Origin of the sequence: Amycolatopsis sp. QT-25, assembly GCF_029369745.1 — a bacterium.
In the GTDB taxonomy this organism is placed as follows: Bacteria; Actinomycetota; Actinomycetes; order Mycobacteriales; family Pseudonocardiaceae; genus Amycolatopsis.
The window spans coordinates 4,382,669-4,397,280 of the sequence record NZ_CP120210.1 but is presented as its reverse complement, the minus strand read 5'-3'; the positions used below and the strand labels follow the sequence as shown (position 1 = coordinate 4,397,280).

Annotated in this window: 17 protein-coding genes; 7 read left to right on the top strand and 10 right to left on the bottom strand. The window is 69.2% G+C overall.

The annotated features are described in order from the left end of the window. Window positions 1-216: 216 nt before the first annotated feature. From P3102_RS20245 to P3102_RS20230, 4 genes are all read right to left on the bottom strand, one after another. Entirely contained in the window at window positions 217-558 is a 342-nt protein-coding gene (locus P3102_RS20245; protein ID WP_276360869.1) for a VOC family protein, read from the bottom strand. Window positions 559-626: 68 nt separating this feature from the next. Beyond that, entirely contained in the window at window positions 627-1,511 is an 885-nt protein-coding gene (locus tag P3102_RS20240) for a hypothetical protein (protein ID WP_276360868.1), read from the bottom strand. Continuing rightward, entirely contained in the window at window positions 1,508-2,743 is a 1,236-nt protein-coding gene (locus P3102_RS20235) for a DUF6596 domain-containing protein (protein WP_276360866.1), read from the bottom strand. Before P3102_RS20235 ends, P3102_RS20240 begins: the two co-directional genes overlap by 4 nt. Continuing rightward, a complete protein-coding gene (locus P3102_RS20230) occupies window positions 2,740-3,114 on the bottom strand; it encodes a YciI family protein (RefSeq protein ID WP_276360865.1) in 375 nt (124 codons plus the stop codon). The genes P3102_RS20235 and P3102_RS20230 overlap by 4 nt, the downstream gene beginning before the upstream one ends. 361 nt (window positions 3,115-3,475) lie before the next feature. Between P3102_RS20230 and P3102_RS20225 the strand changes: the two genes are divergently transcribed. Both P3102_RS20225 and P3102_RS20220 read left to right on the top strand, forming a co-directional pair. Further along, complete coding sequence (locus tag P3102_RS20225; protein WP_276360863.1) at window positions 3,476-4,534, top strand: glucose 1-dehydrogenase; 1,059 nt, start codon at window positions 3,476-3,478, stop codon at window positions 4,532-4,534. A gap of 431 nt (window positions 4,535-4,965) precedes the next feature. Beyond that, entirely contained in the window at window positions 4,966-5,265 is a 300-nt protein-coding gene (locus tag P3102_RS20220; RefSeq protein WP_276360862.1) for an ANTAR domain-containing protein, read from the top strand. A gap of 180 nt (window positions 5,266-5,445) precedes the next feature. On the opposite strand, the gene P3102_RS20215 is transcribed toward P3102_RS20220, so the two are convergent. Next, a complete protein-coding gene (locus P3102_RS20215; protein ID WP_276360860.1) occupies window positions 5,446-7,257 on the bottom strand; it encodes an AfsR/SARP family transcriptional regulator in 1,812 nt (603 codons plus the stop codon). Between the two features lie 208 nt (window positions 7,258-7,465). Here P3102_RS20215 and P3102_RS20210 point away from each other — a divergent pair, with 208 nt between their 5' ends. From P3102_RS20210 to P3102_RS20190, 5 genes are all read left to right on the top strand, one after another. Further along, window positions 7,466-7,672, top strand: coding sequence for a hypothetical protein (locus P3102_RS20210; protein ID WP_276360858.1), 207 nt, complete (start codon window positions 7,466-7,468; stop codon window positions 7,670-7,672). Between the two features lie 87 nt (window positions 7,673-7,759). After that, window positions 7,760-8,302, top strand: coding sequence for a TlpA disulfide reductase family protein (locus P3102_RS20205; protein ID WP_276360857.1), 543 nt, complete (start codon window positions 7,760-7,762; stop codon window positions 8,300-8,302). Continuing rightward, window positions 8,299-10,131, top strand: a complete 1,833-nt coding sequence (locus tag P3102_RS20200) for an ABC transporter ATP-binding protein (protein WP_276360855.1) — start codon at window positions 8,299-8,301, stop codon at window positions 10,129-10,131. Before P3102_RS20205 ends, P3102_RS20200 begins: the two co-directional genes overlap by 4 nt. After that, window positions 10,131-10,556 carry a S26 family signal peptidase gene (locus P3102_RS20195; protein ID WP_276360854.1) on the top strand — a complete coding sequence of 142 codons (426 nt, stop codon included), beginning with the start codon at window positions 10,131-10,133 and terminating at the stop codon, window positions 10,554-10,556. Before P3102_RS20200 ends, P3102_RS20195 begins: the two co-directional genes overlap by 1 nt. A gap of 3 nt (window positions 10,557-10,559) precedes the next feature. Then, entirely contained in the window at window positions 10,560-11,126 is a 567-nt protein-coding gene (locus tag P3102_RS20190) for a MauE/DoxX family redox-associated membrane protein (RefSeq protein WP_276360852.1), read from the top strand. Window positions 11,127-11,438: 312 nt separating this feature from the next. Here P3102_RS20190 and P3102_RS20185 read toward each other — a convergent pair whose 3' ends face one another. The 5 genes from P3102_RS20185 to P3102_RS20165 all read right to left on the bottom strand — a co-directional run bounded on the left by P3102_RS20185 (window position 11,439) and on the right by P3102_RS20165 (window position 14,194). Next, on the bottom strand, window positions 11,439-11,657 hold the full coding sequence (locus tag P3102_RS20185) for a cold shock domain-containing protein (protein WP_276371264.1): 219 nt from the start codon (window positions 11,655-11,657) through the stop codon (window positions 11,439-11,441). Window positions 11,658-11,908: 251 nt separating this feature from the next. After that, window positions 11,909-12,169 (bottom strand): hypothetical protein, encoded by a 261-nt coding sequence (locus P3102_RS20180; RefSeq protein ID WP_276360850.1) that lies wholly within the window; start codon window positions 12,167-12,169, stop codon window positions 11,909-11,911. A gap of 208 nt (window positions 12,170-12,377) precedes the next feature. Beyond that, on the bottom strand, window positions 12,378-12,569 hold the full coding sequence (locus tag P3102_RS20175) for a hypothetical protein (protein WP_276360849.1): 192 nt from the start codon (window positions 12,567-12,569) through the stop codon (window positions 12,378-12,380). Between the two features lie 451 nt (window positions 12,570-13,020). Then, window positions 13,021-13,743, bottom strand: a complete 723-nt coding sequence (locus tag P3102_RS20170) for a hypothetical protein (protein WP_276360848.1) — start codon at window positions 13,741-13,743, stop codon at window positions 13,021-13,023. Between the two features lie 139 nt (window positions 13,744-13,882). Then, window positions 13,883-14,194 (bottom strand): hypothetical protein, encoded by a 312-nt coding sequence (locus P3102_RS20165; protein ID WP_276360846.1) that lies wholly within the window; start codon window positions 14,192-14,194, stop codon window positions 13,883-13,885. Window positions 14,195-14,612: the final 418 nt, after the last annotated feature.

Genomic DNA, 14,612 nt, shown 5'->3' with positions numbered 1-14,612 from the left:
CGCGGGCCCCGGTTCTCGCCTGCCCGTGACCGTGACGCCGCGCGCGACTCGTGTGCGTGAATGACGAACTCGCGTGCTCACAGGCGTAACTCGCGTGATCAGGGACGTAACTCGGGTGTTACGGCGCTGATCACGTGAGTTACGGCTGTGAGCTACCCAATCCACTGGACGACGCACCCCGAACTGCTGGTAGACCGACGGGCGGCGCACCGGCATTCAATTTCGTGGTTCGGGTTCGTAGAGGCTGAACGGGGTTCCTTGGTCGTCGTGGCAGTGTGCGATCCGGCCGACGCCGGGGACCGTGCGGATGTCTTCGCTGTGGCCGCCGAGTCGGTGCAGCCGTTTGGTCGAGGCATCGATGTCGTCGGTGGCGAAGTAGACCCTCGGCTGGGTGAAGCCGTCACCTGCTGGGGTGATCGCGCCGTCGGGCCCGTTGGTGATCACGTGGTAGTCGTCACCGAGTTCGTCGGTGTCCCAGCTGAAGAGGGCGCGGTAGAAGGCGCGGGCCTTGGTGGTGTCGGCAGCGGGGATTTCCACCCAGTTGATCTGTCCGGGCATGATCGGTCCTTTCGGTGCAGGGCGGTTGTCTGTTTCTCGAGGACGAACGCCCGTGTCTCGTCTCGACATCACCTCGGCGCATTCCTTGCGTCGAGCGCGCGGAGTCCGGCGTCGAAGCTGCGCAGCGCGGCGCCGACCGCGGCGGCCGCGGTCACTTCGAAGAGCGCGTCCTCGCTGTAGCCGGCCGCTTTGAGTGCGTCGATGTCGGCGTCGGTGATCTTGTGGGAGGCGTCGCGGACCTTCGTCACGTAGCTCTGCAGCGGCTCGGGAAGTGCGTCGCCGAGCAGAGCCGCCGAACGGACGGTTTCGTCTGTGGTGCCCGGTGTTGCCAGGATGGCGTGGCGCAGGTTTCGTCCGGTGTCACCGAAGTCGGTTTTGGTGCCCTCGGAGATGAGAAAGCCGGGGAAGCGGTAGCCGAACCGGTGCAGGGACCTGGTTCCGGTCTCGAGCTGGCCGTCACGGAGGACGAAGCCGAAGGCGTTGGCGAGCCGGTTGACGATGTTCCAGACCAAGTTCACGCGGAGCGCTTCGGCGACGGCGTGCCGAGGCAGTTCGGTCACGGTAGCGGCGTCGACGGAGCCGGGGTCGCGGCTGACGGCCTCCAGGAACGTGCGGACGGCGGTGAGCTCGGGGCGCGCCGACCCGGCGTCGTCCGGGTCGATCTCGCCGGTGCCGGCGATGCGGGTGAGTTCGGCGTGGGTGACGGCGCAGAACGGGCACTGGTGCAGCTGCGCGGTGGACATGGCGAGGTATTCGCGTTCACCGGCGGTCCAGTAGGACGGTCCGCGCATCGCGTTCGCCGTGAGATCCAGCAGAGGCTGGGCGAAGAGGCCGGGACGGTACAACAGCATCTTCACGATGTCGGGACTGGCCACACCGGACCGCCTGGAGGTGAGGCCCAAGAACAGTTTCGCGCGGCGACGATGGCCGTGGTCGAGGATGGACAGTCTCATCGGGACTCCGCGGTGTCGAGGGCTTTCAACCGGCTCATGAGGTAGCGCCGGTCGGCGGGTTTGAGGGCGAGTTCGTGTGCGCGCCGGTACGCGGCCGCGGCGTCGGCGGCCCTGCCGAGTCGCCGCAGGAGGTCGGCGCGGGCGGCGTGGAGTAGGTGGTAGCGGTCGAGACCTTCGATGCCGTCGATGAGTGTGAGGCCGTCCGCCGGGGTGGTGACCATGGCGACCGCGACCGCGTGATTCAGGGCGACGACGGGGGACGGGTTCATTTCCAGCAGCCGCTCGTAGAGACCGGCGATACCCGCCCAGTCCGTCTGCTCGGCCGTCGGCGCTTGAGCGTGCAAGACGGCGATGGCGGCCTGCAGCTGATACGGGCCTGGGCGTCCGTGACGCAGAGCTCGATCCAACAGCCCGACACCCTCGGCGATCTCGGCCCGGTCCCACCGCGAGCGGTCCTGGCCCGCGAGCAGGACGACATCCCCGCTCGCGGTGTAGCGCGTCGCGGTGCGCGAGTCCTGCACCAGGAGTAACGCGGCCAGGCCGAGCGCCTCCGGCTCGTCGGGCATGAGGGCGGCGACGAGTTTGGCGAGCCGGATAGCTTCCTGGTGCAGAGAACGGAATTCCGGCCGGTCCGCGTCGGCGGTGTAGCCGTGGGTGAAGATCAGGTAGATGACCGCCAGGACGCCGCGGAGTCGTTCGGGCAGGAGGTGGTCGGCGGGGACTTCGAGGCTGATCCGCGCGTCGCGGATCTTGCGTTTGGCCCGCACCAGGCGCTGGGCGAGCGCGGGTTCGGCGACGAGGAAGGTGCGGGCGATCTGCCCGGCGCTCATCCCGGCCACGGCCTGCAGCGTCAGCGCGACACGGGCTTCTTCGGCCAGTGCGGGGTGGCAGCAGGTGAAGACGAGGCTGAGCCGTTCGTCGCCGATATCGCGCAGGGTGCCCTCGCCGAAGTCCATGGTCGTCGCTTCCGGTCGTGGTCCGAGTTCGGCGAGTTTGTCCCGGCCCCGGCGGGCCCGGCGGAGCCGGTCGATCGCACAGTTGCGGGCCGCGGTCAGCAGCCATGCCACCGGGTCGTCCGGCACGGCGGCGTCCCATTTCCGCAGGGCGAGCGCACAGGCGTCCTGGAGCGCGTCCTCGGCGAGCTCGAAGTCGCCGAGGACGCGGACCAGGGCGGCGAGCAGCCGGGACCGGTTCTCGCGGTAGACGTCCCGCAGGATCGGTGCCGGGGTCATACGCCCGCTGCCGGCCGGTGGTCGAGGTCCGGGACTCCGGCGATCGGACGGACTTCGATCGAGCCCACTTCGGCCATCGGGCACAGCGCGGCCAGCTCCAGTGCCTCGTCGAGGTCGCGGCAGTCGAGGACGTAGGCGCCGCCGAGGTGTTCGTGGGTCTCGGGAAAGGGGCCGTCGGTGATCAAGGTCTTGCCGTCGCGGACGCTGACCGTGGTGGCGGTGTGCTCACCCTGAAGCGGATGCCCGGAGACGAACACGCCGCGGCGACGGCACTCGTCGGCGAACGCGTTCACCCTGGCCAGCGCTTCGGGAAAGGCCGGCTCCGTGGGTTCGGGGCGGTCGCAGTCGTAGATCAGCAGCATGTAGAGCACGTGTCCTCCAGCTCGGGCGGTGTCGATCCGTCGAAGAGGATGACGAACGGCTCGACCGTAACTCGACAGGTCGCGTCGAGCTTCCTCGAACTCGTTCGGCCCGTGCCGGGCCGGGTGGGACCGCGGCGCATCCCCCGGCCGCGGTGGGAGGTGGCGGCGTAGCGGCCGGGGTGAACAGCCCCAGGGACGTCCAGCGGGCATCCCGCGGTGTCGCTGTCGTCGAAGATCACGAAGCCGAGTCCGGCCGGCCGCCACCGCCCGGGCGGTCATTTCGTGACCGTTTCGCCGCCGCGAGGGGTCGAAGAGTGTCGTGCCGGGTATCCGCCCGGTGTACCGCTGCTCGTGACGAACGGAGTTCCTGATGCAAGCGCTGACCGTCGTGCCCGGCCAGGCGAACTCGCTCGAGGTGTCCGAGGTGCCCGATCCGGTACCTGCTCCCGGCGAACTGCTCGTCCGCGGTCTGGCCCTCGGAGTCTGCGGCACCGACAAGGAGATCGCCCTCGGCCAGTACGGCTGGGCACCACCGGGCAGCGAGCGTCTGGTGCTGGGACACGAGTCCCTCGGGCAAGTCTCGTCCGCACCGGCCGGCAGTGGCTTTTCTCCGGGCGACCTGGTGGTCGGAGTGGTCCGGCGACCGGATCCGGTGCCCTGTGGCGCTTGTGCGGCCGGCGAGTTCGACATGTGCCGTAACGGCCGCTACACCGAACGTGGCATCAAGCAGCTCGACGGCTACGGCAGCGAACTGTGGACACTCGAGACGGAGTACGCGGTAAAGATCGATGACGGCCTCGAGCGGGTCGCCACGCTGATGGAACCGACGACCGTCGTCGCGAAGGCGTGGGAACAGATCTGGCGAGTGGGGGAGCGGGCCTGGTTCGAGCCCAAGCGGGTCTTGGTCACCGGTGCCGGGCCGATCGGCCTGCTCGCCGCGCTGCTCGGCGTCCAGCGCGGGCTGGACGTGCACGTACTCGATCGGGTGACCACCGGTCCCAAACCGGGTTTGGTCGAGCAGTTGGGTGCCACCTACCACCACGACCCGGTCGCCGAGGTCGCCGCGGGTCTCGAACCGGACGTGGTGATCGAAGCCACCGGCGCGGGCAGCCTGGTGTTCGACGCGATAGGACACACCGCGCCCTACGGCATCGTGTGCTTGACCGGCGTCTCGTCCGCCGGTCAGGCACTGTCCATCGACGCCGGTGCCGTCAACCGTGAACTCGTACTGGAGAACGACGCCGTTTTCGGCTCGGTGAACGCCAACCTGCGGCACTACCATCAGGCTGTCGAATCCTTGGCCAAAGCCGATGTTGACTGGCTCGAACAGCTGATCACCCGCCGGGTTTCCCTTGCCCACGCCGCGGACGCATTCACCAGCGAAGAAGACGACGTCAAGGTCGTCGTGGATCTCACCGCATCCGCCTGAACAACGAACAGCGACACTCGTGGCGAAGCCGGTAGGCCGAACGGACCAGGGCGGCGTAGCGCGGGTCGGTGACACCGGTGAGGAACCGCTATCTGACCGGACGGTCACCGCCCGCGACGGGTGCGGGCGTGAGGTCACTCGACGTCGAGGGCGCGGCACAGTCGACGGACGTCGGCTGCCTGCATAAGTCGCAGGTAGCTCGTTGCGCGTGCGCGTGAAGTCGCACCAGAGGAAATCCTGTCCGCCACACTGCCGGCTCGTATGCAACGATTGTGGAGCGGTTTGACCGAGTGGTGAGCGTGGTAATCGATGCACGAGGCCACGCGACGGGGCCGCGGCGGCTTGGGCGGTTGTTCCGCTCCGGCTGCTGACCGATCTCGACGTGGGGATCTGCGCCGGCGTGGCCAGGTCAGTGAAGGGCGGGTTGGGCGATGCAGGAAGAGCCGTCGAATGTGCTGGCGGAGCGGGACCAGCTGAAGAACGCCATGGCGACGCTGCCGGTGATCGAGCAGGCGAAGGGCATGATCAGGTTGCTCTGCGGCATCTCGTCCGAGGAGGCGTTCGCGGCGTTGAAGACGGTCTCTCAGCACTCCAACGTCAAACTGCGTACCGTCGCCGACGTCATCGTCGCAGCGGGCAGCGGCACCCCGCACACGATGGACAGCGACACTGTTGGGGCGGTGCTCGCCGAGATTCGCAAGACGGTGCTGGGCCGCGCGTTCGCCGACTGAGTTTCGGGGGGTTCTGTCAGCCCGCTGCTGGACCGACAGAACCCCGACTCCACGCTCCGTTCTGAACGCGGTCCCTTCTCTGAGTGTCCTGTTCGCGACCGCGTAAACCTTCCGACGTCTTTTCATCTACGCCGGACTGGGTGCTGATCGATGACCTGGAGATCATCGATCGGCACCGGTTCACCAGGACAGGGCGGTTCGCTGGGCGGGGACGAGCGCGCCGAGTTCGGCCGAGAACAGGCGCATCAGCGGCGGCAACCGGTAAGTGTCCTCCTCGCCCCATTCGGCCAGCCCCAGATCGACCAAGCGATCCAGCGCGGCCTCGGCCTTCATCGGGCAGGCGTCGAGAATGGCCGCGGCCTGGTCGGTGCGGCACACCTCGAAACCCGGCCTGCCGAGCAGGCGGAACGCGGCCGCGGCCAACGGATCCTCACCGGCCGCGATCGGCCGGAACGCCGACGAATACAGCGCCCGCAGGGATTCCCCGCCGAAACCGAGTTCGTCCAGCCTGCTTTCCTCGGGTGCGAGCCGGTGCGCCAGCCAGGACAACGGCCGGGTCGGCCGGTTGGCCAGGATGGTGCCCGCGATCCGCAGCGCGGCCGGGATCCCGTGGCAGTGCCGGACGATCTCGGCCGCCGCGCCCGGATCGGCGTCCACCTTGGCTCGTCCGGCCAATCCGGCGAGCACCGCCAGACCGTCCTCATCGGACAGCCGCCCGAGGGCGACATGTTCCGCGCCGTCCAGCATCAGCGGCGAGCGGCTGGTGATCAGCACCGCGCACGGACCCCTCGCCGGAATCAGCGGACGGAGCGCGGCGGACTCGGTCGCGCCGTCGAGCACCAGCAGCACCGCACGATGGGCGAGCTGCGAACGCAGCACCGCGGCCGCCTCGTCCGGCGTCCACGGAATGTCCGACGTCGCGACGCCGAGATGGCGCAGCAGCCGCGGCGGAACCCGGGAAGCCGGACCGTCGACGCTCAGGTCGACGTACAACTGCCCGCCAGGGAACCGCGCGCCGACCCGGTGCGCCACCTCCAGTACCAGCGCGGTCTTGCCGATGCCGCAGGGGCCGTGCACGACGGCGGCCTTCGGCCCGGACTGTTCCGTCCCGACGAGGAGCGAGGTCAGCCGCGCGACGACGCCTGCCCGGCCGGCGAACGACCGGCACCGCACCGGAAGCTCCTGCGGCACGGCCGTTTCCGAGGTCCGGGCCTGGCCGGCGGTGACGGCGACGGGGGAGACCGCGGTGAGGCCCGGATCCCGGTCCAGCACCGCCCGATGCAGTCTGGCGAGGTCCGGTGACGGTTCCAGGCCGAGACGGTCCGCGAGCACGCGGCGACAATCGGTGTAGACGGCGAGCGCTCCCGCGGGATCACCGGATCGGTACAGAGCGGTCATCAGATGGGCCCAAGGCCGTTCCCGCAACGGATGTTCGGCGACGAATTCCCGCAGTGGCGCGATCACCTCGCGGTGCTCCCCGAGCCGGAGCCGGGCGTCGAGATGGTCCTCCGCGACCGACAGCCGGAGCTCCTCGACCGGCGCGATCGATCCGGCGAGGGCTTCGTTGTCGGCGAGATCTTCCAGCACCGCGCCACGGCAAGCGGAAAGTGCCGCACCGAGATGACGGACGGCGGCGGAATGGTCACCACGCGCGAAGGCCGCGCGGCCGGTGCCCGCCCGTTCGGCGAACACATGGAGATCCAGTTCCCCCTGGCATAGCTGGATTTCGTAGCCCGAGGCACGACCGGAGATGCGTTCCCCCGGCAGGACGCCCCGGAGCCGGTTCGCGTAGGTGCGCAGGTTGGCGACCGCCGAAAGCGGCGGCTCGTCCCCCCACAACGTCTGGATCAGCCTGCGGATCGGGACGGTCCGGCCGGGGTGCAGCAGCAGCGCGGCGAGAAGGCTGCGCTGCTTCGCCGATCCCAGCGCGATCGTCCCGCCTTCGGTGTGTACCTCGAGCCTCCCCAGAACCCTGAACTCGATCGACGACACTCACACCTCCCCCGAGAGTTGGAGACAGAAACGTGAGACCCCTTCAGGCGGTTCTATCATCATCGACTTTGCCGGACGTTCATCCCTAGTTGGGGCACAAGCGATACACGGGCGCGTGTATCGCCGCTATCCGCCTTCGTGTACGGGTCTTTCCTACGTTGGGCGCTGCCGACGCCGCCCGGCGCGGAGGAAGTGAGGAGCGCGGAACATGCGCAAGACATTGGGATCCCTGAGCGACAGACTGCTGAGCGTGTTCGTGACCAAGGCGGACGTGGGTGCCGGTTGCCCGCCGGACTCGTACTACAGGCACTGCTACTGCCGCGAGCGCAGCGACTTCCGGCGTAACTGCTCGACGAACCTTGCTTGCAAGGAGTTCTGCGGCGCCTGTTACGCCTACCGGATCTGCGGAGGCTGATCGACACCACGGGTGGCGACCGGCGCGCGAGCACCGGCCGCCACCCGCGGCACCCCGCCCGACCCTCTTCCTCCACTGGAGAACACCATGCCCATCCTGACCGTCGCCGTCGTGCTCGTCGGACTCCTGTGCGTACTGGACCTGCTGCTCAGCTTCGGCATCATCCGGAGGCTGCGCGAGCAGAACGAGACCCTGAAGAACGTGCAACAGCGGGCGGCCGCGGAGCCGGACATCGCGCTGCCCGCGGGCGCCACGATCGGCGACTTCAGTGCCGCCACGGTCGGTGGCGTCGAGCTGTCCAATGCGGACATCGAGGGTTCTCGCGCCCTTGTCGGTTTCTTTTCGCCGGGATGCGAGCCGTGCAAGGAGCGGATGCCCCAGTTCATCGAGTACGCCACCCGTTTCGACGGCAAAGTGGTCGCGATCGCTGCCGGGAGCGAGGAGGAGACGGCCGACATGGTCGTCCGGCTCGGCGAAGTCGCCGAAGTGATCCTCGAAACCGACGGTGGCGTCGTGCACAAGGCCTTCGGGGCCTCCGGCTATCCCGCGCTCTGTCTGGTCGACGGCGACCGGACCGTGCTGGCCAGCGGGTGGGAGATGTCGGCCCTGCCGGTGCCGGCCACGCTGTGAACACCTCCCTCGGCGCCCGCCGGGTCCTGAGCCTGCTCGTGGCGGCGGTCCGCCTCACCCGGCGGGCCGCCCCGGTGGGAACGCCGCTGTACATGGTGCTTTCGCTGCTCGGCGGCGCCGTCCCGATCGCGACCGCGTGGTGCACCAAGGTGCTCCTCGACGGCTTGGCCGCCGGTGAGGTCTGGCTGGCACTGCTCCCGTGGGCGGTCGCTCTCGCGGTCACCGGGCTGATGGTGGGCCTGCTCCCGGTCGGCACCGAATACCTCAAGCAACGGCTCGACCGAGCGGTCGCCGTGGTGACGATGGACCGGCTCTACCGGGCGATGGGCAGGCTGGCCGGGATCGCGAGGATGGAGGACCCGCGCTTCCGCGACAAGCTCCGGCTCGCGCAGCAGACCGGCCGCAGCGGTCCCGGTCAGCTCGTCGACGACGGGGTCGGTTCGGTGCAGGCGGCCATCACGCTGGGCGGATTCCTCGGGACGCTGCTGGTGATCAACGCGGGGATGGCCCTGATCGTGCTGGTGGCGGCGATTCCCGCGTTGCTCGCGAATCTGCGGTTGAGCCGCGCCAGGGCGCGGGTCATGTGGTCGATCGCGCCCACCGAACGGCGCGAGGTGTTCTACGCGGATCTGCTGGCGAGCCTGGACGCCGCGAAAGAACTGCGGCTGCTCGGGCTCGGTGACCTGTTCCGGCGGAGAATGCTCGTCGAACTGACCGCCGCGCACGCCGTCGTCGAAGGCCAGGATCGCCGGGAGGCGCGGATGCAGGGCCTGCTGGCCGGGCTGACGGCGGCAGTTTCGGCCGGTGGCCTGGTCTGGGCCGCGTGGCTGGCGGCACACGGCAGGCTCTCGCTCGGCGACATCGCCATCTTCGTGGCGTCCGTCGGCGGGGTGCAGGGCGCGTTGCAGAGCCTCGTCGCCCGGCTGGCTTCCGCGCACCATTCGACGTTGCTGTTCGACCACTACGACGAAATCGAGTCGCAGGGCCCGGATCTCGCTGTTCCCGCTTTGCCGCGGCAGATCCCGGCGCTGAGGTCGGGTATCGAACTGCGTGACGTCTGGTTCCGCTACGCCGAGGACCAGCCGTGGGTACTGCGCGGCGTGAACCTGACCATCCCGCACGGGCACGCGCTGGCCCTGGTCGGGTTGAACGGTGCCGGGAAGTCGACGGTGGTCAAGCTGCTGTGCCGGTTCTACGACCCGGATCGCGGCGCCATCCTCTGGGACGGCGTGGATCTGCGGGACGTGCCGGTCGACGACCTGCGCGCGAAGATCGGCGCGGTGTTCCAGGACTACATGTGTTACGACCTCAGCGCCGCCGAGAACATCGGACTCGGCGACGTGTCCGTGATGGAGGATCGGGAGCGGGTCGTCGCGGCCGCCCGGCGGGCGGGCGCCCACGACATCGTGGTCGGCTTGCCGCGAGGTTACGACACGTTTCTCTCGCGGATGTTCTTCGACGAGGTCGACCGGGAGGATCCGGAGACAGGGGTGCTGCTGTCGGGTGGTCAGTGGCAGCGACTCGCGCTGGCGCGGGCGTTCCTGCGTGACCGCCGGGATCTGATGATCCTGGACGAACCGAGTTCCGGACTGGACGCGGAGGCCGAGCACGAAGTGCACAGCAGTCTGCGGCGGCACCGGGAAGGCGCGACGAGCGTGCTGATCTCGCATCGCCTCGGCGCCGTCCGCGACGCGTCGGCGATCGCGGTACTCGCCGAGGGCCGGGTCGCCGAACTGGGTTCTCACGACGAGTTGATCGCCTCGGACGGGGAGTACGCGCGGCTGTTCCGCCTGCAGGCTTCGGGTTATGACGAGGTGGTGTCCCAGTGATGTACGTGCTGCTCGCAGTGGCCGCGGTGATCGTCGCCGCCGTCGCCTGGCTCGTGACGATGCGCCGGCGGTTGATCGTCGTGACGGTGCACGGGGTGAGCATGGAACCCACCTACGTCGCCGGTGATCGGCTGCTGGTGCGGCGGTCACGGCTGGCGGGGGTACGCACCGGGCAGGTCGTCGTGGTGCAGGGCGGCCCCGGCGCACCCGGCGACCCGACTGCCGGACGGCTGGTGAAGCGTGCCGTGGCGGTGCCGGGAGACCCCGTCCCGGCGCGGATCCCGGTGCCCGACGACGTCGTCCCCGCGGGCAACCTGCTGGTACTGGGCGACAATCCCGCGCGCAGTAACGACTCCCGGCGGCTCGGCTACATCCCGGCGGACGCGCTGATCGGCGTCGTGCTCCGCCCGATCGGGCAGAGGTGAGCGATGGGTTACGTGGCCGTGTCCGCGATGGTCCTTTGCGGACTGACGCTGCTGGTGTCCGCCGTCAGCAAGGTGCGGGGAAGGGACTCCTATGCGGAGTTCGTGGCGTCGGTGCCCGCGTTCGGGATCCCGGCGCGGTGGGCCCGGCTGTTCGCCGCGGTCACACTGGGGGCGGAGTTCGCGATCACCGTTCTCCTGCTTCCGGCCGGTGTGCTGGTCGCGGCCGGTTCGGTACCGGGCTGGTGGCTCGGTGCTGCCGGGCTGGTGTCGGCTGCCGCAGTGTTCGGCGTGCTGACCGCGGCGGTATGGCGCGCGGTGACGCGCCGGACCGGTGCGGTGTGCCACTGCTTCGGCCCGGCGCGAACCGTACTCGCGCCCCGGCACATCGTGCGAAACGCGCTCCTGCTGCTGGTCGCGGCGCTCGGCGCCGGCACCCTGTCCGGTGTGGACGGTGTGGAACCGGTCGCCGCCGTCCTCGCTGCCGCCGTCGGCGCGGTGGGCGCCGTGGCCGTGGTGCGGTTCGAGGACCTCGCGGAACTCTTCGTCGGCCCGGTCCCCGATGCTCGCTGACCTGCTGCCCCGCAGTTGGTCGACTACTTGCGGTTCGTGTCAGGCGCGAAGCGCGTGGTTCCCGTCGCGGCGGGCGAGGGGAGTGGGCGGTCACATTACGTCCATCACCTGATGGCAGCGGGTCGGTCGGCTCCACCAGTGGTAGGAATGCCTGGTGACCGAACCGAATGTGATCGCCACCGTGAACAATCATGCGGGCGGATCCTCGATGGTGCGGTGGGGCGTGTTCGTCGGTAGCGGTGGGACTCCAGTAGTCGACTCGGGCGTGTCCCGCTGCTCTCTGTACTTGTCAATTTGATCTTGGATCCGGAGTCACAGCTTGCGGACGCGGGTCGCGCGGAAGCGGAAGCTGTCCTGTTGGACTTCTTCGTAGTCGAACTCGACTTGGTCGCCGGCTTCCAGGGCGCGGATGCCGTCCATCCCGATCGCGCTGAAGTGGACCCATGCGTCGAAGCCTTGTGGCAGGTCGGGCGATGCGATCGCTCCCCAGCCCTTCTCGAGTTTGTAGAACTTGACGGTGCCGTGCGCCATGCCGGCAGCATGGCGGGCACTTGGCGGCGGCGCAACCGAGTTCGGGGACATGGCGGGCCTGGTATTGCCCGCCGTCTGGACGGCCGCGCGTGCGGAGCGTGGCTGGTCGAGCGCCTGTGGGACGTCGGTGACTCCGGCGCGGACGAGTCGTTCGGCGTGCTGTTTCTTCTCCCGCAACTCGATCGGGGTCTGGCGGAACCCTTCGACCTCACCCAGCCATGTGCGTTGCCGGGCTTCAGCGATGCGCTCGGTCAGGTGTCTTCCAGCTCGCGCAGCATCGGCAACCGGCTGGATTCGGTGCGAAGCATCGGGCAGCGGATGCCTGCGTCCGTTGTCCAGTCCTGCGGGTCGATCCCCGCCAGGAGCAACGCCTGGCCGAGATCGTCCAGAACCTGCGCGACCGCATCGCCGAGGCCCGCGCCTACGGCTGGCTCGGCGAGGTCGAAGGGCTGGAGATCAGTCTCAACGCCGCCGTCGCGAAGCCGGCCAGCCTCACCGGGCGACAGCCCCAAGCTCGTCGACCCAGGCCTTCCCGTCATCCTCAATCCGAAACTCTTACCCCGCGAGGAAAGGCCGTCGCCGAGGACTGCACCGACCCATCCCGCGGAACCCCCGCCGAGAAGCCCGCCTCGTCGATAGCTCACTCAGTGAATAGCGGTGACGGGCGCCGCGGGAGAGCGGCTCAAACTCCGACCCCCTCTCCGGCGCCGGCACTTGCGGTTATCCGCCGAGAAGCCCGTTCGGCAGCAACGTGCTGATCTCGGCACCCGACTGTGCCACTCCGAGGGACTGCGTGACAGTTCCCAACAGGGGGCCGAGCAGCGGCAAAGCGGGCTGGGCCGGTGCAGGCTCGGCGATCGCGGCCGGAGTGGTGGCGAGAAACGCCGCAGCGGTGAAGGCGGAGATCGACACAGCCGATCGACGCACGCGTGAGCGCATCGCATCCTCGCTTTCGGGCAGGGAAAAGGACGCTCCTTCTTAGCTGAAACCCACGACGTCCGCACCCCTTCGTCACCTGGACGAGGGGGCAGCGGGTCGGGAACGCTGCCCGACCCGACCAGATGCCCGCGAGGAGTCCCGAACTGGGCAAAGCGATCCGAGGCTGCCCGACACGCCGACAGCGGCGGCGGGAGCCGCAGTGTTGCTTTCTCCTCGATCGGGGTACGGCCTCGCGCGTCGAGCCCAGAAGCGCCTCCGATCGAGGGCGCAAAAGCAAGCATTTAAGTCCGGAAAAGTAATGCGGTGATCTCCGACCAGCTGGTCTACCGCGCACGCTCCGCCGGATGGACGGCGGAGAACCACCACCGCGACCTTGACAAACCCATGCTTTCGGTCGCCGCGCGGCGACCGGGGCCGATTCGGCTCAGGTGGTCGGCAGGTAGGTGCCGACGTCGGCGAGCGCGTCCAGGGTTTCCCGGTCGACGCGGCCGCGCGCGGTGTCGGCTTCGGCGACGACGATCGCGGTGCGATCCGGACGGGCGTGGTAGTGCAGGCCGGTCATCTTCACCCCGGCGATGCCGAGGACCGCGGCGACGTCGAGCGGCCGGACGTCGCCACTGCCGTGCACGTCCTCCACGCGCTTGAACGCGTCGGCGTCCTTCTTGCTCTTGAACCCGATCCGGACCACGGAGACCACCGCGGCGTTGCCCTGGCCGTCGCCGACCGCGAGCAGCATCCGCTCCATCGAGGTGCACGGCGTCCGGACCAGGAATTCCCGCACCCGGTCCGTGGCCGCCGCGACGCAGTTCGTCCCGCGCTCGACCTCCCGCCTCAGCTTCTTGAGCCGCAGACGGCTCAGGGCCTCATCGGTCCGGCCGCGCTTGGCGGACTCGCGTCCTTCCGCGCGCCTGGTCTTCATCGACCGGCCGGGCAGCGAATCCACCACACCGCCGGTGTTGCCCGCCAGCGCCTCCGATGCCGCACCGGCACCGGCCTGACTCGAGGCGCCGCCGAACGCGCCGAGTCCCGCCGCTCCCCCGCCGCCGGCGATCACCACCGCCGCGGCGACGGCCGCGGCCGCAGGCCCCGCCTTGCTCTTGATCAGGACCTTCCGGCCGTCCTTGAGCGTTACCCATCGTTCCGCCACCCGCGAATCCCCTCGCTGTCGGACCGAATCCACGACCGCTGTCGCGCACGTGGTGCAGCGGACCATTCACGCATATGCACCCTCAGGAGGTTGCCCGCCGAATGGGCGACTCCCTGATCGGGTGACGGGGTGTAGTGCGTCAACCGGTCGAGTCGTCGACTTCGACGGTCACGGCCGCGACGATCGGCGCAGGGACCGGCAGCAGCCGAAGGACGTCGGCGTCCGGCACCTCGATCACGATTCCGGCAACAGCGCGGACGTAGCGGGCGACGGCCATCGGGTGGATCGCGTAGATCTTCCGGCCGGTCTCCCCGCAGCGCGGCGACCGGCAGTCCGCGCGGGTCTCGATCGCCACCGGGATCGGGGCCTCGAGGGTGTCACCGGCGTCGGCCAGCGTGGCCATCAGCTCCGTGAAGCCGTCGGCGGATTCAGCGATGCGACGCTTGGACACCAGCTTGCCCCCGGCGTCGACGAGGGCGACGTCGTGGTGCCGCTCGGCCCGAACGAGGCTCTGTGGCCTTCCCGCCGATTGAGCCGTTCACGATCCCAGCGATCCGCACGACTCCGGTCTTGTGCCAGAGCTGCAGGTTCCCGAGAAGCAAGGTGTAGGTCGTGCGGACGGGCTCGAACCACGAGCGACATCCTTGAACCACAGGTGTGGTGGTGGCCCGAACGGGTGCGGTCCGCCGGTCCCGATGAAGGACTCCACGGTCCATGATCAGGACAAGGCGTCCCATCCGGGCCGCCACCGGTCGTGTCCGGCCGCGCGCAGTCTTAGCTGGAGGGCTCCAGGCCCCAGGTATCGTCAGGCGTCGGCCGAACACGAGCTCGAGAACGAACCAGAATCGAACAGAGATCTTGATCAGCTT